Source organism: Leisingera sp. G5_S3_59_S7, assembly GCF_054968485.1.
This window is the reverse complement of the sequence record NZ_JBQKUH010000019.1, coordinates 18,493-37,693: the sequence shown is the minus strand read 5'-3', so window position 1 is coordinate 37,693 and position 19,201 is coordinate 18,493. Positions and strand designations below refer to the sequence as shown.

The following is a 19,201-nucleotide window of genomic DNA, read 5'->3' as shown; positions in this document are numbered from 1 at the left end:
ATGTTCAAACACATCTTGGTCCCGGTGGACCTGAGACTGCCTGACCCGGTGTCCAAGGCACTGGACGTGGCGATGGAGATGGCCCGGATCGAAGGGGCGCGCATGACCTTGGTCAACGTGTCCGGCGGCACTTCCGGGGAGACCTACAACGACGACGCGGCAGAGGAGGTCATCACCTCGCTGGCCAAAAAGATAGAAGGCAAGATTGCCGGGCAAGCCGACGGGGTCAAAGTTGAGGGCATCACGGTCCACTCGAACGACGTCGCGGCGGAGGTGGACGGCATTCTGGCCCGCACGGTCGACGAAACAGGCGCCGACCTGGTGATCGCAGGCAGCCATGCGCCGCGGCTCTTGGATTATATCACAACCTCCCATGCCGGGTATCTGGTGCGTCATTCCAAAGCCTCGGTGTTTGTCGTGCGCTAGCCTTCTGGCTGGGGATCTCCGGCGTTGAGCTCCGCTTCCAGGAAGCGCTCGAACGCATCCAGGTTCACCGGTTCGAACTGGCCGAACCCCTGCATCCAGACCGATGCCCCGCGCATGGCGTCGGGTTGCAGCTTGCACCATTTCACCCGGCCGCGCTTCTCCTGCGCGATCAGCCCTGCCCTGGTCAGGATCGTCAGGTGCTTGGAAATGGCCGCCAGCGACATCTCGAATGGCTCCGCCACATCGGTCACCGCCATGTCGTCCTCCAGAAGCATGGTAAGGATCGCCCGGCGGGTCGGGTCGGCCAGGGCTGCAAAGACAATGTCGAGGGGATCGCTCATGCCTTCACTCCTATCCACAGCCCGGGGGTTTGACAATCGGTCCTGAGCCGTCATGGTAGCGCCTTTCAGGCGCACGGGGATTGATGGCATGGCATTGAAATACTGGCTGGTGATTTTCATCCTTGGCATTGGCTGGGGCATGTCGTTCATGTTCAACGCCATCCTTCTGCGCGAGCTGGGGCCGCTGTCCGTCTCGATGGGGCGGGTGGGGTTTGGCGCGCTGGGCTGTTGGATCTATGTGCTGGCGGCGCGCAAGCCTGTGCCCGCGGCGCCGGGGCGATGGCTGGCGCTGTTCGGCTTCGGCGTGCTCAGCTATGCCGGCCCTTTTGCATTCTATGCGCTGGGCCAGCAGCATATCGCCAGCGGCGTGGCCGGGATCGTCAACGCCACAACCCCGGCGATGGCGGTTGTTGTCTCGCATTTCTGGCCCAGCGGCGAGCGGGCGACGCTTTTGAAGTCGCTGGGGGTGCTGTGCGGCTTCCTTGGCATCGTGCTGCTGTCTCTGCCGCTGCTGCAGGGCGGCCAGTCGTCGGAGGCCTGGGCGGTGCTGATCACCCTGTGCGCGCCGCTGTGCTATGCCTTCTCAGTCAACTTCGCGCGCAGCTTCCGGGATATGGAGCCAGTAGTGCTGGTGGCGATTGCGCTGACCGGCGCCACCGCCGCGATTGCGCCGCTGGCCATCTGGAGCGAAGGGCTGCCGCATGTCACACGGATGGAGACCTGGGCCTCCCTGTTCGTGATCGGCTTTGTTCTGACCTCGGCGGCCTTCATCGCATTTTACTGGGTGCTGCCCAAGGTGGGGCCGACAAACATCACCCTGCCAACGCTGATCGCGCCGGTCTCAGCCTTGTTCCTGGGCACCTATATCCTGAAGGAGCAGCTGCTGGCGGAGCATCTGTGGGGCATGGCGGCGATCCTGGTGGGGCTGCTGCTGATCGACGGGCGGATCGTGCGCTTTCGGATGCCGCGGCGGCCCGTCCGTTAATATCAACCTTTCGGTTGAATATGGAATCCGGGGCGGTTTTGCGCTACCGGCGCCTGCGGCAAGGCGGCGCGGCCTGATCTGTTGCAGTTTTGTCCGTTTGTTTTCAGCGGCTTGGGTCGAATTTTAATCTTCAATCCTTGTAATTGACTCCTCAGCCCCTTGGCCTTAGCACCCTTCACAGAATTTCGCGTGAGGATGGCGCCCGTGACCAACGACGACCAAAAGCAGCGCATGGCGCAGCTGGAGGAGAAGCTGGCAGCGGCGCGTAAGGCCCAGGAGCCCAAGCCGCGCGCGGATGAGCATTATTCGATGGCCAATATGGCCTGGCGGATGGTGATCGAATTGGTGGCCGGTCTCGCGATCGGCTTTGGCATCGGATACGGGCTCGACCTGCTGTTTGGCACGCTCCCGATATTCATGGTGCTGTTTGTATTGCTGGGTCTTGCGGCCGGGGTGAAGACGATGCTTCGCAGCGCGCAGGAGATCCAGGACAAGAAACTGGCCGATGAGGCCGAAAAAAATGCGCAAGACCGGGACTGATCCGACGGGATCGGCTGCCGGCGACAGGAGAAGCGGACCGATGGGCAAAATATTCTTTTTCGCAGTTCTGGCACTGGTCGTAGTGTCGGGCCTGATTTTCGCTCCGGCGGAATCAAAGCTGGCGATCCACCCGATGGACCAGTTCATCGTGAAGCCGCTGTTCGGCGGTGACCACGTCTCCTGGTACACCCCGACCAACGTGACCCTGTGGATGGGCCTGGCGGTTCTGGCGGTGTTCGCCCTGCTGGTGCTGGGCTCCTCCCGCCGCGCCATCGTGCCGGGCCGCACCCAGTCGGTGGCGGAACTGGCCTATGGCTTCATCTACAAGATGGTCGAAGACGTGGCCGGCAAGGACGGCGTCAAGTTCTTCCCCTACATCATGACCCTGTTCATGTTCATCGTGATGGCCAACTTCCTGGGCCTGATCCCGATGTCATTCACTACCACGTCGCACATCGCTGTGACCGCGATCCTGGCGGCGCTGGTGTTCTTCACCGTGACCATCGTCGGTTTCGTCAAGAACGGCGCCGGTTTCCTGGGCCTGTTCTGGGTGTCGAGCGCACCGCTGGCGCTCCGCCCGATCCTGGCCATCATCGAACTGATTTCCTACTTCGTGCGCCCTGTCAGCCACTCCATCCGTCTTGCCGGTAACGTGATGGCCGGCCACGCGGTTCTGAAAGTGTTCGCAGGCTTTGCTGGCGCCCTGGGCCTGTTCAGCTTTCTGCCGATCTTCGCGATCACCGCAGTCTACGCCCTCGAAGTTCTGGTGGCCTTCATCCAGGCCTACGTGTTCACCATCCTGACCTGCGTGTACCTGAAGGATGCACTGCACCCGAGCCACTAAGGCCAGGATCTGAAAGCTAAGCGGGCGCGCCCGGACTGGGCCTGCCCACCCTAGAAATCACCACATTCCATCGTAAGGAGAGAAATCATGGAAGGCGATATCGCACAACTCGGTCAGTTCGTCGGCGCAGGCCTGGCAGCAATCGGTTCCGGCGCAGCCGCAATCGGTGTGGGCCACGTGGCTGGCAACTTCCTGGCAGGCGCTCTGCGCAACCCTTCGGCAGCTGCCGGCCAGACCGCAACCCTGTTCATCGGCATCGCGTTTGCAGAAGCACTGGGCATCTTCTCGTTCCTGGTCGCTCTGCTGCTGATGTTCGCCGTCTAAGACCTTAGGAACCTATTTCCTTACGGCCGGGCAGTGCGGCAAAACCCTGCGCTGCCCGGTGTAACGGCAAGTTCCCAAGGAGGACGACATGGCATCTAATACGCAAGACGCAGCACACGGCGCCGCAGACGCAGCGCACGGGTCTGCTCCGGGCATGCCGCAGCTGGACTTCTCGACCTTCGGGAACCAGATCTTCTGGCTCGTGGTCGCCCTGGTCGTGATCTACCTCATTCTGTCGCGCGTCGCGCTGCCCCGCATCTCTGCGGTGCTGGCCGAGCGTCAGGGGACCATCACCAACGACCTCGCCGCGGCTGAAGACCTGAAAGCCAAGGCTGTCGAGGCCGAAAACGCATATAACAAAGCTCTGGCGGATGCCCGTGCGGAAGCTCAGCGCATCGCTGCTGAGACCCGTGCAGAAATCCAGGCCGGGCTGGACGAGGCCATCGCCAAAGCAGACGAGCAGATCGCTGCCAAGGCCGCCGAGTCCGAAAAGGCGATCGCCGAAATCAAGGCCGGCGCGCTGGAAAGCGTGAAGGCTGTTGCCACCGAAACCGCAGAGGCGCTGGTGACCGCGCTGGGCGGTTCGGCAGACAAAGACGCAATTGCTTCGGCAGTTGCACAGCGGACGAAAGGATAAGGACATGCGCAATATTCTCGCCCTTGCCCTGACCTTTGGCGCAGCCGGCCCGGCGCTGGCGGCAGAAGGCCCGTTCCTGTCGCTGGGCAACACCGATTTCGTTGTTCTGCTGGCTTTCCTTCTGTTCGTCGGCATCCTGCTGCTGGCCAAGGTGCCGGGCCTGCTGGGCAACCAGCTGGACAACCGTGCCGAGGCCATCCAGAAGGAACTGGACGAAGCCCGCGCGCTGCGTGAGGAGGCCCAGACCATCCTGGCGTCTTATGAGCGCAAGCAGCAGGAAGTTCAGGCCCAGGCCGATCAGATTGTTGTTGCCGCCCGTGACGAGGCTGCCCGTGCAGCGGACGTTGCTAAGGCGGATCTGGAAACCTCCATCGCCCGCCGTCTGGCGGCTGCCGAGGAGCAGATCGCTTCGGCGGAAGCTTCGGCTGTGAAGGAAGTGCGCGACCAGGCGATCTCGATTGCTGTTGCGGCTGCGGATCAGGTGATCTCCAAGCAGATGACCGCCGCCGAGGCCAACAAGCTGATCGACGCCGCCATCGCGGATGTGGACGCCAAGCTGCACTAAGCCTTGAGCTGATACAGGCAAGTTAAAAGAACCCGGTCCGAGTGGCCGGGTTTTTTGTTGTGGCTGCGGGCACGGTGGGCGGAATCGCCCACCCTACCGGGTAAGCGCAGTTGCAGGGCGGGCAATCTGCCCACCGTGGGGTTTCATCCCTTCCCGGTCTCATGCTCCAGCCGCTGCCGGGCCACTTCGGCGTTGCGCTCAGCGCGCTGGTGGTCGGTGAGGGCCTGTTTCACATAGTCCAGATGCGCCTCGACCGCGGTGCGCGCGGCCTGCGGGTCTCGGGCCTGCAGGGCGGCGTTTATGGCGCGGTGCTGTTCCAGAAGTGCCTCATAGGTGGTGTGTTGCTGGAACATGATGCGGCGGTTGTAGAAAACGCCTTCGCGCAGGAGATCGAACATCGAGCGCATCATGTGCAGCATGATCACGTTGTGGCTGGCGTCCATGATGGCGGAGTGGAACTGGGCGTCGAGCTTGGCGGCTTCCTCGGAGGTCGCCGGGTTGCCGGCCGCCTCCATCTTTTCAAAGATTGCCTGGATCACCTGCAGGTCATAGTCGGACCCAAAGCGGGCGGCGCGTTCGGCGGCGAGGCCCTCCATGTCGCGGCGGAAGGAGAGGTAGTCGAACACCGCCTCGTCATGGGTGGCGAAGAGCTGGATCAGGGCAGGCGAGAATGCGGAGCCCAGAACATCCGCCACAAACACGCCGGAGCCGGCCTTGGACGCCAGCAGGCCGCGCGCCTGCAACTCGCCGATGGCGTCGCGCAAGGAGGGGCGGGAGACGCCCAGGCGTTCCGCCAGTTCCCGTTCAGCAGGCAGCCGTTCGCCAGGCGACAGAATACCGCGCAGGATCAGCTGCTCGATCTGCTTGACGACGGAGGCGGAGAGTTTCTCGGGCTGGACTTTTTGGAAGGGCATCTTGGCGCTCTGCTGAATTGGTCAAAACATATGACCACGCGCAAGGGGCGGCTGCAAGGGCGGGCAGGGATCACGATGGCTGTAACAAAAGGTCAGCTTTGTTGACTTTGTTTTGCACTCTCCTACCGTGGTCCTAGATCATGCGCGAGGAGAGAGGCATGCAGCTGAACCAGATCTTTGCCACCCGCAATGCGCGGATGAAGGCGTCGGAAATCCGCGAGCTGCTGAAGCTGCTGGATCAGCCGGACATCATCTCCTTTGCCGGCGGCATCCCGGATCCGGCGTTGTTTCCGGCGGATGGATTCGCCGAAGCCTTTCAGGCCGCGCTAACGCCGGAGCGTCAGGCGCTGGCGCTGCAATATTCGGTGAGCGAGGGCTACCTGCCGCTGCGCAAATGGATTGTGCGGGAGATGGCGACGATCGGGATTGTCTGCGAGGCGGAGAATGTGCTGATCACCTCCGGCTCCCAGCAGGCTCTGGACTACCTGGGCAAGCTGTTTCTGTCGCCGGGCGACACCGCGCTGGTGGGCTGGCCGACGTACCTTGGGGCGCTGGCGGCTTTCAACGCCTATGAACCGCGGTATGACCGGTTGTCGCTGAAAGGCAACCGAACGGCGGAAAGCTATGCCGAGGGCGCGGCTGCGGCGGGAAGTGCGGTGAAATTTGCCTATCTGTCGCCGGACTTTGCCAACCCGACCGGGGAAACGCTGGATCGCACCGGGCGGCTGCGGCTGCTAGAACTGGCGGACACGCTGGACTGTGCCATTATTGAGGACGCCGCCTATCAGTCGCTGCGCTTTGACGGCGAGCCGGTGCCGCCGGTGCTGGCGCTGGAACTGGAGCAGAAGGGCTCGATCGAGGACTGCCGGACGGTCTATTGCGGCACCTTCAGCAAGACGTTGGCGCCCGGGCTGCGGATCGGCTGGGCGGTAGCGGCAAAGCCGGTGATCTCGCAGATGGTGCTGCTGAAGCAGGCGGCGGACCTGCACACGTCGACCATCAACCAGATGGCGGTGCATGGCGTTGCAGAAACCTGTTTCGACGCACACGTGGAGCAGCTGCGCGCTGTCTATCAGCGCCGCCGGGATGTGATGCTGGCGGCCCTGGAGGAACACATGCCGGAAGGCGTGGATTGGACCCGGCCTGAGGGCGGAATGTTTGTCTGGGTGACGTTGCCGGAAGGCATGAACGGGGCGGACCTGCTGGCACGGTCGCTGGAGACGGAGAAGGTGGCCTTTGTTCCCGGGCAGGCGTTTTTTGCCGATGGCAGCGGCCAGAACACGATCCGGCTGAGCTTTTCCAACTCCAACCATGCAGCGATTGAGGACGGGATCGCCCGGCTGGGACGGTTGTTGCGGTCTGTCTGACTGCCAAACGGCTCCGGCTTGGCAAAACACCGCCGGATCTTGCAGGTTATCCACAAGATATAGTGTGAATTGAAACGTTCCTGCCCCGATTTGGGGGTGCGGAGCGTTGACACACGCGATAAGACCCGCTGAACTTTCTCGATACGGAATCACGAAGGGGCAGCTTTGCGGTTTTCCAAGCTCAGGCTGAACGGCTTCAAAAGCTTTGTTGATCCTACCGAACTGGTCATTGCCGATGGGCTGACCGGGGTTGTGGGTCCAAACGGCTGCGGCAAATCCAATCTTCTGGAGGCATTGCGCTGGGTGATGGGCGAGACCCGCGCCAAGGCGATGCGCGGCGGCGGCATGGAAGATGTGATCTTTGCCGGCACCTCGTCACGGCCCGCGCGCAACTTTGCCGAGGTGAGCCTGCAGATCGACAACTCGGAACGGCTGGCGCCCTCCGGGTTCAACGACAGCGACCTTTTGGAGATCGTGCGCCGGATCACCCGCGATGTCGGCAGCGCCTATAAGTCCAACGGCAAGGACGTGCGGGCGCGCGATGTGCAGATGCTGTTTGCCGATGCCTCCACAGGGGCGCATTCGCCGGCGCTGGTCCGGCAGGGGCAGATTGCCGAGCTGATCAACGCCAAGCCCAAGGCGCGCCGCCGCATTCTGGAAGAGGCTGCGGGGATTTCCGGCCTCTATCAGCGCCGTCATGAGGCGGAACTGAAGCTGAAGAATACCGAGGCGAACCTGCTGCGCGTCGACGATGTGATTGAACAGCTGGCGGCACAGCTGTCGCAGCTGGCCAAGCAGGCGCGCCAGGCGCAGCGCTACCGCGAGATCGGCGAAAAGCTGCGGCTGTCTGAGGGGATGCTTCTGTACCGACGCTGGCGCGAGGCTGATGAGGCCCGGCTGACGGCCGAGGATGAGCTGCGGGTGCGGGTCGAACATGCGTCAAAGGCTGAGGCGCTGGTGCGCGCGGCGGCGGCGCAGCGCGGCACGTTTGAGGAAAAACTGCCTCCTCTGCGCGAGGAGGAGGCGATTGCTGCCGCCGTTCTGCAGCGGCTGGTGGTGCAGCGGGATTCCCTGAGCGATCAGGAGGCGCAGGCGCGCCAGGCCATTGAGCGGCTTAGCAGCCGGATTCTCCAGCTGGGCAATGACATCGAACGCGAGTCCGGGCTGAACAACGACGCCGGTCAAACCATCGAGCGGCTGGAATGGGAGCAGCGCGAGCTGTCCAAGGCCGGCGAGGGGCACGACGGCCGGCTGGCCGAGGTGGCGGAGCTGGCGCGCGATGCGGGCTCGATCCTGCAGGCGCGCGAGGAACACCTGTCGCAGGTGACCGAGGATGTCGCCCGCCTGGCGGCCCGGCACCAGTCCGCACGGCGCGCGGTCGAGGACTGCCAGCGGGCGCTTGGCCGCTCTGAGGGCGAGGCGGAGAAAGCCCGCGCCGCGCAGGGCGAGGCACAGAAGGCTCTGGAGCTTGCGGCAGAGAGGTTCGAAGCCGCTGTGACGGCCGAGGAGGAGGCCCGCGAGGCCTCTGAGGCGGCCGAAGAGGCGCTGGCTGCCGCGGACGAGCTGCGGACGGAGACCCAGAGCCTCGAGGCAGAAGCACGCTCCCAGCGGTCCGAGGCCGAAGGCGAGCTCGGCGCGCTGCGTGCCGAGGTCACCGCGCTGGCCAAGCTGGTGGAGCGCGACACCGCCGAGGGCGGCCAGATCCTGGATGAGCTGACCGTGGCGCCAGGATACGAGAAGGCGCTGGGGGCGGCGCTGGCCGATGACCTGCGGGCGCCGCTGGCAGAGGCGGACGGGCCGACTGGCTGGGTCTTGCTGCCGGGTTATGACCACGATGCGGCGCTGCCGGACGGCGTGCAGCCGTTGGCGTTGTTTGTCTCCGGGCCGGAGGCGCTGTCACGCCGGGTGGCGCAGATCGGGCTGGTGGATGGCGATGCTGCCGCCGGGCTGCAGGCGCAGCTCAAGCCGGGGCAGCGGCTGGTGACAGTCGAGGGCGACCTGTGGCGCTGGGACGGCTACCGCGCCTGGGCCGAGGATGCGCCGAGTGCCGCTGCACTGCGGCTGGAGCAGCTCAACAAGCTGGAAGCGCTGAAGCAGGACATGGAGCGCGTCAGCGCCAAGGCCGATGGTGCCCGCGACGCGCATGAAATGCTGCTGCGCAAGCTGGACGAGGTGACGCTGGCCGACCAGAACGCCCGCCAGGCGCGACGGGTGGCGGATCAGCGGGTGGCCGATGCGGCCCGCGCGCTGAGCCGGGCCGAGGCGGACCGCAACCTCGCGGAGGCCAAACTGGAGACACTCGGCATTGCGGTCTCCCGCCATGAGGAAGATGCGCTGAATGCCCGCCTGCAGCTGAAAGAGGCGCAGAAGGCCTTGGGCGAGCTGGGCGACCTGGATCAGGCGCGCGGGGCCGTCGAGGAGATCAAGCAGTCGGTCGAAGCCGCGCGGATTACCATGCTGACCCACCGCTCCAGCCATGACGAGCTGCGCCGTGAGGGCGAGGCGCGCACCAAGCGCGCGCAGGAGGTGACCAAGGAGCTGTCGGGCTGGCGCCACCGGCTGGAAAGCGCCAAGCAGCGGATCGAGGAGCTGGCGGAGCGCCGCGAGGCCTCGCAGGAGGAGCTGGAAGAGGCCAATGCGGTCCCGGCGGAGATTGCGGAGAAGCGGGAAGAGCTGAACGAGGCGATTTCCGAGGCCGAGGCACGCAAGTCTGCGGCCACAGAAGCCCTGATCGCCGCGGAAGCCGAACTGCGCGAGGCGGTGCACAAAGAGCGGGAATGCGAGCGTCTGGCCTCCGAGGCCCGCGAAGCACGGGCGCGCTCCGAGGCGCGCAGCGATGCAGCCAAGGAGGCGGTGACCCAGGCCGCGGGCCGGATCATTGAGGCGCAGCAGATCACCCCGCAGGCCCTTCTGGAGAAGCTGGGCGTGTCGCCGGACGAAATGCCGGCCTCGGAAAGCCTGGAGGCGGATGTCGACCGCTACAAGCGCCAGCGCGATGCTTTGGGTGCTGTGAACCTGCGGGCGGAGGAAGACGCCCGCAGCGTGCAGGAGGAGCACGACACGCTGGTCGCCGAAAAGCTGGATCTGGAAGGCGCGGTGAAGACCTTGCGCGACGGTATCGCCAGCCTCAACCGCGAGGGGCGCGAGCGGCTGCTGACGGCGTTCGAACAGGTGAACAACAGCTTTGCCATGCTGTTCACCCATCTGTTCGGCGGCGGCGAGGCCAACCTGGTGATGGTCGAAAGCGACGACCCGCTGGATGCAGGCCTGGAGATCATGTGCCAGCCGCCGGGCAAGAAGCTGTCGACCCTGTCGCTATTGTCGGGCGGCGAGCAGACGCTGACCGCGATGGCGCTGATCTTTGCGGTGTTCCTGTCGAACCCGGCCCCGATCTGCGTGCTGGACGAGGTCGACGCGCCGCTGGACGACGCAAACGTCACCCGCTTTTGCGACCTCTTGGACGAGATGTGCCGCCAGACCGAAACCCGCTTTTTGATCATCACCCACCACGCGGTGACGATGGCGCGGATGGACCGGCTTTTCGGAGTCACCATGCAGGAAAAGGGAGTCAGCCAGCTGGTTTCAGTTGACCTGAAGAAAGCAGAGGCGATGGTGGCCTGAGTTTCTGCGCCGGGGGGATCGGTGCAGGGGCGCGCGAAACTATTGGTGGAGACACGAATGAATATTATCAAGGCAATTGCCGCCTGCGCGGCGCTGATGCTGCCGGGGGCGGCTGCGGCCCAGAATGTTGTGGCCACGACCGGCGACAGCGTGGCTGATTTCTTTAAGGATGAGGGCGCGACGGTGGAATTGACCACTGACAGCGTCGGCGATCCGAACGTCAAGGTCGAGTATTACGGCAATGACTTCTCGGTCTACTACTACGGCTGCGACAACAACACCAACTGCAACGCGATCCAGTTTTTCTCGGGATATCAGACAGATGGCAGCGTGCGCCTGGCCAAGATCAACGAGTGGAACAATGAAAACCGCTTTGCCCGCGGCTATATCTCCGAGGAAGGCTCGGCGCGGATCGAAATGGATTTGTTCCTTGGCGATGACGGCATGAGCCCGGATGACTTTGCCCAGGCTGTCAGCCTGTGGACCCGGGCGATGCAGGATTTCGAGACTTTCATCGATTGGTAAGTGGCGCTGTCACCGCATCGTGACGGCAGGTTCAAAATACAGACGCTAGAGTAGGGGCATGAAATGGATCATGCCCCTTTTTCTAAGCCTGGCAGCGGGCACAGCCCAAGCCGCGGACTGGGAACTGCGCCCGGGCGACGCCCCATTTGCGCTCTCCGAGCTGGAGGCGCTGCCGGGGCAGTCCTTCCGCTTTTATGACGGCGGCGAGTCGCTCTATGGCCGTGACGGCGCCTATTCCTACACCTACTCGCGGGAAAATGGCGGCGGCACCGCCTGGGGCACGTACCGGATTGCCGGGGACGGCAGTATCTGCGTGGATTTCCCAAACGGGTTTGGCCGCTGCGATCTGTATGTCCGCAACGGAAGCCGGGTAATCCTGATCACCCAGAAGGGCGAGCGGTTCCCGGTGCGTTAGAGCTTCTTCAGCAGCGCTGGAGTGGGCCATGCGTCGGCAGGCAGGCCGAGGCGTTGCTGCTCTTTCTGCACGGCAAGCCGTGTGCGGGCGCCGAGGATACCGTCGATATCGCCGACATTGTGGCCGCGTGCCTGCAGTTTCTGTTGCAGCTGCTTCATCTGAGTGCCGGTCAGTCCGCTGTCGGGCTGGCCGGCCTTATAGACGTCCGCGCCTTCCAGCCGGTTGGCGAAATAGGCGGCAGTCAGCACGTAGGTAAAGCTCTGGTTCCACTCGAAATAGACATCGAAGTTGGGGTAAGCGAGGAAGGCCGGCCCCTTATGCCCTTGCGGCAGCAGAAGGGAGGCACGCATGGAGGGGTCGGGCAGGCTGCCGTCACGCGCTGAAACGCCGAGCGCGCGCCATTGGGCCACGGTTTTTTTGCGGGCGGTGCCGGACAGCGTCAGGTCCAAGCCTTCAGGGATGGTGACTTCCTGCAGCCAGGGCTGCCCGGGCTGCCAGCCCAGGTGCGACAGCATCCGCGCACCGGACATCAGCGCATCGGCGGCAGAGGTTTTCAGGCTGACCTTGCCGTCGCCATCGGCATCCACGCCGTGTTCCAGAATGTCGCTGGGCAGCATCTGCACCATGCCGATTTCCCCCGCCCAGGCGCCTGTGGTGCGCTTGGGGTCGAAATTGCCCTGCCGGTACATCTCCAGCGCAGAAAAGACCTGCGGCCGGAACAACTCAGGGCGGCGGCAGTCGTGGGCCAGCGTCACCAGCGCGTCGCGGGTGTTGAAATCGCCCTGATAGCCGCCGTAGTCGGTCTCGAATGCCCAGAAGGCCAGCAGAACGCCGCGGTTGATGCCATATGTGCTCTCGATCCGCTGGAACGTGCTGTCGTGCTTCTGCGACATCTGCAAGCCGCGCTGCAGGCGGCTCTGCGAGATCAGGCGGCGGGAAAAGTCGACGAAGGGTTTCTGAAAAACACCTTGGGCGCGGTCGGCCTTGAGCACGCGGCGGTCCTGGCGGGTGCCGTCAAAGAAGGCATTGACCGTCGTGACGCCATAGCCGGCCTGCACCGCCTCGTCTTTCAAGAGGTTGACGAAATTCTGAAAGCCGCCGCCGCATTGGGCCGCCGCCGCTGCTGGCAGCAGGCTCACCGCGAGGGCAAAGGGCAATAGGCGCATAACTCTGGCGCTCCTTGTCATTCCGCTCCCACAGGGTCTTATGTGCTAGAAAAACACGGCGATGGCAATGGTCAGTGCCAGGGCAATTGCCCAGGTCTGCCAAAGCAGGGTGACGGCGCGGCTGATGGTTTCGGCGCTGGCGCTTTTGGCTCCGTCGGCATGAACCCAGGGGAAGTCCCTCAGTTGTCCGTCATAGGAGCGCGGGCCGGCCAAAGCGGTGTTCAACGCCCGCGCCATGGCGGCCTCGGGCCAGCCGGCGTTAGGGGAGCGGTGTTTGCGGGCATCTGCCGCGATGGCGTTCCAGTGGCGCAGCTGGCCGCCGGGCAGCGCAATCAGCAGGCCGGTCAGCCGCGCCGGGATCAGGTTCAGCAGGTCGTCCAGCCGGGCGGCGGCCCAGCCAAAGTCCTTGTACCAGTCATTGCGGTAGCCGATCATGCTGTCGGCGGTGTTGACCATCTTGTAGATGATCAGCCCCGGCAGCCCGGCGATCAGGAACCAGAAGGCAGGCGCGATGACGCCGTCGGACAGGTTCTCCGACCCGCTTTCGATGGCGGAGCGGGCAACTTGCGGTGCGGACATCGCAGCGGTGTCGCGGCTGACGATCATCGCCACCGCCTCGCGGCCTTCCGCCAGGCTGCTGCGCAGCCCCTTGGCGACCGCGGCGACATGTTCGGTCAGCGATCGCTGGGCGATCAGGACGGCAGCCACCAGTATTTCCACCAGCGCCCCCGGCAGCGCCAGCAGCTTGCCCGCGAAATAGCCGCATAGAACCAGCGCCAGAGCTGCCAGCACGCCCTTGCCGCGGCGGTTGCCGCCAGTGTTGAGCTTGCGGTCCAGGTACCCGACCGCCTTGCCCATCAGCACCGCGGGGTGGGTGAGGCGGGACCAGAGCCATTCCGGCTCGCCGAAGACGGCATCCAGCAGCAGGGCCAGGGACAGCATAGCGGCCGTGCTCATAGCGCCGCCTCCAGCCGGTCCCAGCCGTCCGAAGGCGGCAGGCCCAGGCGCAGATAGGTTCGGGAATAGGGGAAGATGCGGCTCCAGATATGGGCACGGGCCAGCCGGCGCTGCCAGGCGGCAGCATCCTCCACGGTGTAGAGCCGGAACAGGTCGGTGCCGCCGGCCAGGCTGGCGCCCTTGGCCAGAACCAGCTCATCCAGCCGGGCGGCATCCTGTTTCAGGCGGGTGCGGGTGGCTTCGGCCCAGGGGCGGTCCTGCAGGGCCAGCGCCCCGGTGCGCAAAGCAGGGCCGGATACGGCCCAGGGGCCCTGCCAGGTGGCAAGATTGGCAATCAGCTTGGGGTCACCGATGGCAAACCCCAGCCGCATGCCGGCAAGACCCCAGAATTTCCCGAAGCTTTTCAGCACGATGACACCCGGGCGTTCAGCCGCGCGGATCAGGCTCTGGCCGGGGCAGACGTCGCAGAAGCTTTCGTCGACGATGGTGAGCGGAGAGGAAAGATGTTCTTCGCTCCACAGGCGGCCGTCCGGATTGTTCGGGTGGACCACGACACGGGCCTCGGCCGGTCCGTCGACGCGAATTTTCCAGCCGCGGGCTTCGAAGGCGGCGGCGTGTTCGTTGTACGTGGGTTTGGTGATCTGAACCCAGCGCGGCGCGGCCAGGGCGGGCAGGGCTGCGATCAGCGCAGAAGCGCCCGGCGCGGCGAGGACCGCCGCCTCGCCGGGGATGTTCCAGAACGCTCGGGCCGCCTGTTCGAGGTCCGCCAGGGCATCGGCGTCAGGCAGTGCGCGCCAATCGCCTGCGGCAAACTCCGGCAGCGGGTAGGGATGCGGGTTGATGCCTGTGGACAGGTCCATCCAGCCGCTGCGTGTCCCGCCGAATTCGGCCATCGCTGCGCTGAGGTTGCCGCCGTGGTCGCGGGGCGGTGATGCGTTATCAAGCGGGCGTTCAGGCATCGCGGTTGTCACCGGTGGATATTTCTCTCCAGGCTGGTTGAATGCCATATGAGATTCCCCGTTTCTTAACGCAACCGGTTCAGTGCGTGAACTCCCTATTTGATGCAGGAGAGGCGGATCTGACGCCAGGCGGCGTCACGTCGCAGGCGTCAGCCGCGGCGGTGCGGTTCCATCCAGTCGATCGCGGGATTGACCGGAATGATACGGTGCGGGTTGATGGTGTCGTGGCTGTAATAATAGTGGCGCACGATGTGGTCCATCCCGACGGTTTCCGCCACGCCGGGCCATTGGTACAGCTCGCGGTTGTAGGCCCAAAGGTTCGGGTAATCCACCAGCCGCTTGCGGTTGCATTTGAAATGCACGTGGTAGACCGGGTCGAAGCGCAGCAGGGTGGTGAACAGGCGCCAATCGGCTTCGGTGATGCGGCCGCCCAGCAGGTAACGGTGCTGCGACAGCAGGTCCTCCAGCCAGTCCAGGCTTTCGAACAGGGGCACAACGGCTTCGTCATAGGCCTCTTGCGAGGTGGCAAAGCCGCATTTGTAGACGCCGTTGTTGATGGTGCTGTAGACGCGGGCGTTCACCGCCTCGATTGGCTCGCGCAGTTCTTCCGGCCAGTAGTCATCCGTGTTGCCGGTGATCCCGTCGAAGGCTGAATTGAACATCCGGATAATCTCGGAGCTTTCGTTGGAGACGATGGTGTTTTGCAACTTGTCCCACAGCACAGGCACAGTCACCCGGCCGGTGTAGACGGAGTCGGCCCGGGTGTAGACTTGGTGCAGATGCGAGCTGCCGAACAGGGTATCGCCCGTGGCGCCGTGGCTGTCGGTCTCAAAGGTCCAGCCTTCGCCCAGCATGTCGGGATGCACAACAGAAACGGAGATATGGTCTTCCAGTTCCTTCAGCTTGCGGAAGATCAGGGTGCGGTGGGCCCAGGGGCAGGCGAGCGACACGTACAGGTGGTAGCGCCCGCTTTCCGCCGCAAAGCCGCCCTCGCCCGAGGGGCCGGCACTGCCATCGGCGGTAATCCAGCTGCGGAACTGCGATTCGCTGCGCTTGAAGGCGCCGCCGGTGGAATCGGTGTCATACCACTGGTCGCGCCACTTTCCGTCGATCAAAAGGCCCATCGTATCTGCTCCTGCTGCTGTGCGGTTCAAACATAGGCCCGGCGGGGCCTTGCGCCTATGCAGCGCAGCGCGCAAGGCCTCTGCGCCACTGCACAGGCGCAACAAAATTGCGCTGCCGTGAAATTTCCGAAAAAGTTCACTTGATTTTATCTTTTTGTGACGCACCGTTGAATAAATAGATCCGTGGAAACCCAAGCATTTGGAAGGCTGCCGCTATGAATACCTACGTTCCCAAAGCCGTGCAGGAAGCGCTCGATACAGCCCGCCTGCGGGGGATGCGAAAGAAGAGCCGGCTGCGGGTGATGGCGGATAATGAGCTGTATCCGGTGTTGCGGATCTGGAAGACTGGGTTCTCTGTCGAGGCGGAAACCGCACCGATGCTGCGCGGGCTGGTCGATATCTACGAAGGCGCACGCCATCTGTCGCAATGTCTGATTGTCGCCAGTGAGGAAGATGGCGGCGAGATGCGGTATGAGTTCAAGCGCTCGACGCTTGCCTCCGACAAAGCGCCGCTGGATTTCTATAAGTCGCCGGACGCGCCTGCCGGGCTGATCCCCTTCGACCAGTCGCAGGGCAAGATCTGAGGCGGCAGGTCAGGGACGGATTTCCACCTCAGTTCCGACCTGCGTCAGACGCCAGAGCGTTTCCATCTGCTGATTGCTGACAGCAATGCAGCCGGCGGTCCAGTCGCCGGGCAGGGTGCTCAGATTGCCCGCCGCGTTCGGCTGTCCGTGAATGAAGATATCGCCGCCGGGGCTGACCCCAGCGGCCTGTGCGCGGGCCCGGTCTTCGGGCTGGGGATAGTTGATCCCCAATGACAGGTGATAGGCGCTGTTGGGGTTGCGCCGGTCGATCTGAAAAGTGCCCTCAGGGGTTTTGCCGTCGCCTTCCTGTTCCTTATCACCATTAGGCTCGAACCCAAGAGCAATGGGAAATTCCAGCACCGTTTCGCCGCCGCGGCTGGCGGTCAGGCGGCGGGCGGATTTCTCGATCAGGATGCGGTCGATCCGGTCCACCGCCGTGGCCTGCGGCGGTACGGGGCGCGGGGCAAAGGCCTGCCAGGCGGCCCAGGCGGCGCCGGTCAGAAAAACCAGCGCCAGCAGGCGCAGCAGGCGTTTCATTGTTACTGCAGGTCCGAGAAGGCTGCGGTCAGGCGGCGGCAGGCTTCTTCGACCCGGGCGCGCTGGGTGGCCAGGTTGAAGCGTTCCATGAACTCGCCGCCGGTGCCGAAGCCGTCGCCGGGCGAGGTGGCGATTTTTGCGTCCTCGCGCAGGCGCTTGATGAATTCCGCGCGGCTCATGCCGGTGCCGGAGAAATCGACCCAGGCCAGATAGGTCGACTGCAGCGGCAGGGATTTCAGACCGGGCAGGGCGTTGACCGCCTCGTCGAACAGTTTGCGGTTACCCTGCAGATGGGCGATCTGGGCGTCGACCCACTCGGCGCCTTCGGGAGAATAGGCGGCGGTGATCATCGCCACGCCAAGGGCACTGGGGTCATAGTCCAGTGTCGCCTGGCGATGGCGCATCGCGGACCTCAGGTCCGGGTCGGGTATGATCATGTTGCCGGTGCGCTGGCCCGCTATGTTGAAGCTCTTGGAGGGCGCCGTCAGGGTAACGGTCCAGGCGCGCGCCTCGGGCGCCGCCACATCCATCGGCACGAAGGTGCTGCCGGGATAGACCAGATCGTGGTGGATTTCGTCAGAAACCAGGATCAGATCGTTGCGCTTGGCAAACGCGGCCACCGCACGCAGCTCCTCCGGGGTCCAGACCCGGCCCGAGGGGTTTTGCGGCGAGCACCACAGCAGCAGTTTTTCACTCCCGTTCAGGCGCGACTGCGCATCGTCAAGATCCAGGTTGTAGGTGTCGCCGTCCCGCGCCAGCGGGCACTCGGTAACCTTGCGCCCGGCCTTGTTCACCTTGTGGGCAAACTCATGGTAGACGGGCGAGAAGATCACCACGCCGTCGCCGGGCTGGCTCCAGACATCCAGGCTCAGGGCGATGGCGTTGCCCAAACCCTGGGTGGTCAGCACCCAATCGGTCTCAATCTCCCAGCTGTGCCGGTTTTTCATCCACCACTGCACCGCTTGCAGATACTCCGGATGCTGCCAGGAGTAGCCGAAGACGCCATGCTCAGCGGCCTTTTTGACGGCCTCGATCACACAAGGCGCGGTCTGATAATCGGAGTCCGCAGTCCACATCGCCAGGCCGTCCTGCGGGGAGACGCCGAACAGCGCTTCCATCTTGTCCCATTTCGAGCTGTGGGTGCCGCGGCGGTCGATGATCGTGTCAAAATCCATATGGTGAACTCCCCTGTGGTTGGCAGCGAAGCTAATCGCTGCAGCGGCATGCGCAAGGGGGGCGTTGCGATGGGGCGGCTGATCGCATACATGAACCTCATGAAACGACAGATCCTGATCCATCCCGATCCCCGCCTGAAAAAGGTCTGTGCGGCTGTGCCGGACCTCAGCGACGAGTTGCGCGTGCTGGCGGATGACATGCTGGAAACCATGTATGCAGCCCCCGGCATCGGCCTGGCGGCGCCGCAGATCGGTATTATGCAACGGCTGATCGTGCTGGATTGCGTCAAGGAAGAGGACGGCGACCCGCGCCCGCTGGTGATGTTCAACCCGGAAATCATCTCCTCCTCGGATGAAACAAATGTCTATGAGGAAGGCTGCCTGTCGATCCCGGACCAGTATGCCGAGGTGACCCGCCCCAAGGTGGTGGACGTCGAATGGATGGACCGCGACGGCAATGCGCGGCGCGAGACCTTTGACGGGCTGTGGGCGACTTGCGTGCAGCATGAGATCGACCATCTGAACGGTAAGCTGTTCATTGATTACCTGAAGCCGCTGAAGCGCCAGATGATCACCCGCAAGATGCAGAAGCTGAAACGCGAACGCGCCCGCGCCTGAGGAAACCTACAGACATGACCGTCCGCACCTGCCTGCCCTGGCCTGACAAGCGCCTGCGCACAAAGGCTGAAGAGGTGACAGAGATCACCGATGAAATCCGCGAAATCTGGAATGACATGGTCGATACCATGGACGCGATGCCGGGCGTGGGGCTGGCTGCCAATCAGATCGGCGTGATGCTGCGGCTGGCCGTTGTCGATGGCTCCACGGAGCGCGGCAAGGCGGTGAAGCTTGCCAACCCGGAGATTCTGCACGCCTCGATTGAGCTGCGCGAGCATGACGAGGCAAGCCCCAACCTGCCGGGTGTGTCCGCCAGGATCAAACGGCCGCGGGCTGTCACCGTCCGCTACCTGAACGAGCAGGGCATGATTGACCGGCGCGATTTTGTCGGGATCGAGGCGACCTCGGTGCAGCACCAGATCGAGCATCTGAACGGCAGGATGTATTTTGACCGCCTGAGCAAGGTGAAGCGCGACATGCTGATCCGCAAGGCGAAGAAGCTGACCGGCTGATAGACAACACCGCCCGGCCGCAGGCCGGGCCGCGTCATGCTGGAAGCATGCCTCCGGCATGACCC

General features: G+C 64.0%; 22 protein-coding genes. 14 read left to right on the top strand and 8 right to left on the bottom strand.

Features of this window, described 5'->3' with window-relative positions:
* Entirely contained in the window at positions 1-426 is a 426-nt protein-coding gene (locus ACTRWG_RS10635) for a universal stress protein (RefSeq protein ID WP_027235616.1), read from the top strand.
* On the opposite strand, the gene ACTRWG_RS10630 is transcribed toward ACTRWG_RS10635, so the two are convergent.
* Complete coding sequence (locus tag ACTRWG_RS10630) at positions 423-767, bottom strand: ArsR/SmtB family transcription factor (RefSeq protein ID WP_027235615.1); 345 nt, start codon at positions 765-767, stop codon at positions 423-425. The two genes, ACTRWG_RS10635 and ACTRWG_RS10630, sit on opposite strands and share 4 nt — an antisense overlap.
* A gap of 88 nt (positions 768-855) precedes the next feature.
* Here ACTRWG_RS10630 and ACTRWG_RS10625 point away from each other — a divergent pair, with 88 nt between their 5' ends.
* The 6 genes from ACTRWG_RS10625 (at position 856) to ACTRWG_RS10600 (ending at position 4,662) form a co-directional block, all read left to right on the top strand.
* The gene (locus ACTRWG_RS10625; protein WP_027235614.1) at positions 856-1,752 is read left to right on the top strand and encodes a DMT family transporter; all 897 of its coding nucleotides are present in this window, start codon (positions 856-858) and stop codon (positions 1,750-1,752) included.
* Between the two features lie 204 nt (positions 1,753-1,956).
* Positions 1,957-2,292 carry an AtpZ/AtpI family protein gene (locus ACTRWG_RS10620; RefSeq protein WP_027235613.1) on the top strand — a complete coding sequence of 112 codons (336 nt, stop codon included), beginning with the start codon at positions 1,957-1,959 and terminating at the stop codon, positions 2,290-2,292.
* Positions 2,293-2,332: 40 nt separating this feature from the next.
* A complete protein-coding gene (locus tag ACTRWG_RS10615; RefSeq protein ID WP_027235612.1) occupies positions 2,333-3,136 on the top strand; it encodes a F0F1 ATP synthase subunit A in 804 nt (267 codons plus the stop codon).
* Between the two features lie 87 nt (positions 3,137-3,223).
* The gene (locus ACTRWG_RS10610) at positions 3,224-3,460 is read left to right on the top strand and encodes a F0F1 ATP synthase subunit C (protein ID WP_008553903.1); all 237 of its coding nucleotides are present in this window, start codon (positions 3,224-3,226) and stop codon (positions 3,458-3,460) included.
* 88 nt (positions 3,461-3,548) lie between these two features.
* Positions 3,549-4,097 (top strand): F0F1 ATP synthase subunit B', encoded by a 549-nt coding sequence (locus ACTRWG_RS10605; protein ID WP_027235611.1) that lies wholly within the window; start codon positions 3,549-3,551, stop codon positions 4,095-4,097.
* Positions 4,098-4,101: 4 nt separating this feature from the next.
* Positions 4,102-4,662 (top strand): F0F1 ATP synthase subunit B, encoded by a 561-nt coding sequence (locus ACTRWG_RS10600; protein ID WP_027235610.1) that lies wholly within the window; start codon positions 4,102-4,104, stop codon positions 4,660-4,662.
* Positions 4,663-4,805: 143 nt separating this feature from the next.
* Here the strand turns inward: ACTRWG_RS10600 and ACTRWG_RS10595 are convergent, their stop codons facing one another.
* A complete protein-coding gene (locus ACTRWG_RS10595; protein ID WP_027235609.1) occupies positions 4,806-5,576 on the bottom strand; it encodes a FadR/GntR family transcriptional regulator in 771 nt (256 codons plus the stop codon).
* A 158-nt stretch (positions 5,577-5,734) separates the two neighbouring features.
* Between ACTRWG_RS10595 and ACTRWG_RS10590 the strand changes: the two genes are divergently transcribed.
* The 4 genes from ACTRWG_RS10590 (at position 5,735) to ACTRWG_RS10575 (ending at position 11,504) form a co-directional block, all read left to right on the top strand.
* Entirely contained in the window at positions 5,735-6,943 is a 1,209-nt protein-coding gene (locus tag ACTRWG_RS10590; RefSeq protein ID WP_027235608.1) for an aminotransferase-like domain-containing protein, read from the top strand.
* A gap of 165 nt (positions 6,944-7,108) precedes the next feature.
* The gene (locus ACTRWG_RS10585; RefSeq protein WP_027235607.1) at positions 7,109-10,564 is read left to right on the top strand and encodes a chromosome segregation SMC family protein; all 3,456 of its coding nucleotides are present in this window, start codon (positions 7,109-7,111) and stop codon (positions 10,562-10,564) included.
* Positions 10,565-10,621: 57 nt separating this feature from the next.
* Positions 10,622-11,089: a YbjN domain-containing protein gene (locus tag ACTRWG_RS10580; protein ID WP_027235606.1), complete on the top strand. Its 468-nt coding sequence runs from the start codon at positions 10,622-10,624 to the stop codon at positions 11,087-11,089.
* 58 nt (positions 11,090-11,147) lie between these two features.
* Positions 11,148-11,504 (top strand): hypothetical protein, encoded by a 357-nt coding sequence (locus tag ACTRWG_RS10575; RefSeq protein ID WP_027235605.1) that lies wholly within the window; start codon positions 11,148-11,150, stop codon positions 11,502-11,504.
* Here the strand turns inward: ACTRWG_RS10575 and ACTRWG_RS10570 are convergent.
* The 4 genes from ACTRWG_RS10570 to ACTRWG_RS10555 form a co-directional block, all read right to left on the bottom strand.
* Positions 11,501-12,670, bottom strand: a complete 1,170-nt coding sequence (locus ACTRWG_RS10570) for a lytic murein transglycosylase (protein ID WP_027235604.1) — start codon at positions 12,668-12,670, stop codon at positions 11,501-11,503. The genes ACTRWG_RS10575 and ACTRWG_RS10570 overlap by 4 nt on opposite strands.
* Positions 12,671-12,715: 45 nt before the next feature.
* Positions 12,716-13,627, bottom strand: coding sequence for an adenosylcobinamide-phosphate synthase CbiB (cbiB, locus tag ACTRWG_RS10565; RefSeq protein WP_027235603.1), 912 nt, complete (start codon positions 13,625-13,627; stop codon positions 12,716-12,718).
* Positions 13,624-14,586 carry a threonine-phosphate decarboxylase CobD gene (gene cobD, locus ACTRWG_RS10560; protein WP_027235602.1) on the bottom strand — a complete coding sequence of 321 codons (963 nt, stop codon included), beginning with the start codon at positions 14,584-14,586 and terminating at the stop codon, positions 13,624-13,626. The genes cbiB and cobD overlap by 4 nt, the downstream gene beginning before the upstream one ends.
* A 149-nt stretch (positions 14,587-14,735) precedes the next feature.
* A complete protein-coding gene (locus tag ACTRWG_RS10555; RefSeq protein WP_462829299.1) occupies positions 14,736-15,710 on the bottom strand; it encodes a glutathione S-transferase family protein in 975 nt (324 codons plus the stop codon).
* Between the two features lie 215 nt (positions 15,711-15,925).
* On the opposite strand from ACTRWG_RS10555, the gene ACTRWG_RS10550 reads away from it, so the two are divergent.
* The gene (locus ACTRWG_RS10550; RefSeq protein ID WP_027235600.1) at positions 15,926-16,294 is read left to right on the top strand and encodes a hypothetical protein; all 369 of its coding nucleotides are present in this window, start codon (positions 15,926-15,928) and stop codon (positions 16,292-16,294) included.
* A 9-nt stretch (positions 16,295-16,303) separates the two neighbouring features.
* Here the strand turns inward: ACTRWG_RS10550 and ACTRWG_RS10545 are convergent, their stop codons facing one another.
* Positions 16,304-16,831: a L,D-transpeptidase family protein gene (locus tag ACTRWG_RS10545; RefSeq protein ID WP_027235599.1), complete on the bottom strand. Its 528-nt coding sequence runs from the start codon at positions 16,829-16,831 to the stop codon at positions 16,304-16,306.
* 2 nt (positions 16,832-16,833) lie between these two features.
* Positions 16,834-18,006 (bottom strand): MalY/PatB family protein, encoded by a 1,173-nt coding sequence (locus ACTRWG_RS10540; RefSeq protein ID WP_027235598.1) that lies wholly within the window; start codon positions 18,004-18,006, stop codon positions 16,834-16,836.
* 99 nt (positions 18,007-18,105) lie between these two features.
* Between ACTRWG_RS10540 and def (ACTRWG_RS10535) the strand changes: the two genes are divergently transcribed.
* A complete protein-coding gene (def, locus tag ACTRWG_RS10535) occupies positions 18,106-18,624 on the top strand; it encodes a peptide deformylase (protein ID WP_027235597.1) in 519 nt (172 codons plus the stop codon).
* Between the two features lie 14 nt (positions 18,625-18,638).
* Positions 18,639-19,136: a peptide deformylase gene (gene def, locus ACTRWG_RS10530; protein ID WP_027235596.1), complete on the top strand. Its 498-nt coding sequence runs from the start codon at positions 18,639-18,641 to the stop codon at positions 19,134-19,136.
* Positions 19,137-19,201 lie beyond the last annotated feature (65 nt).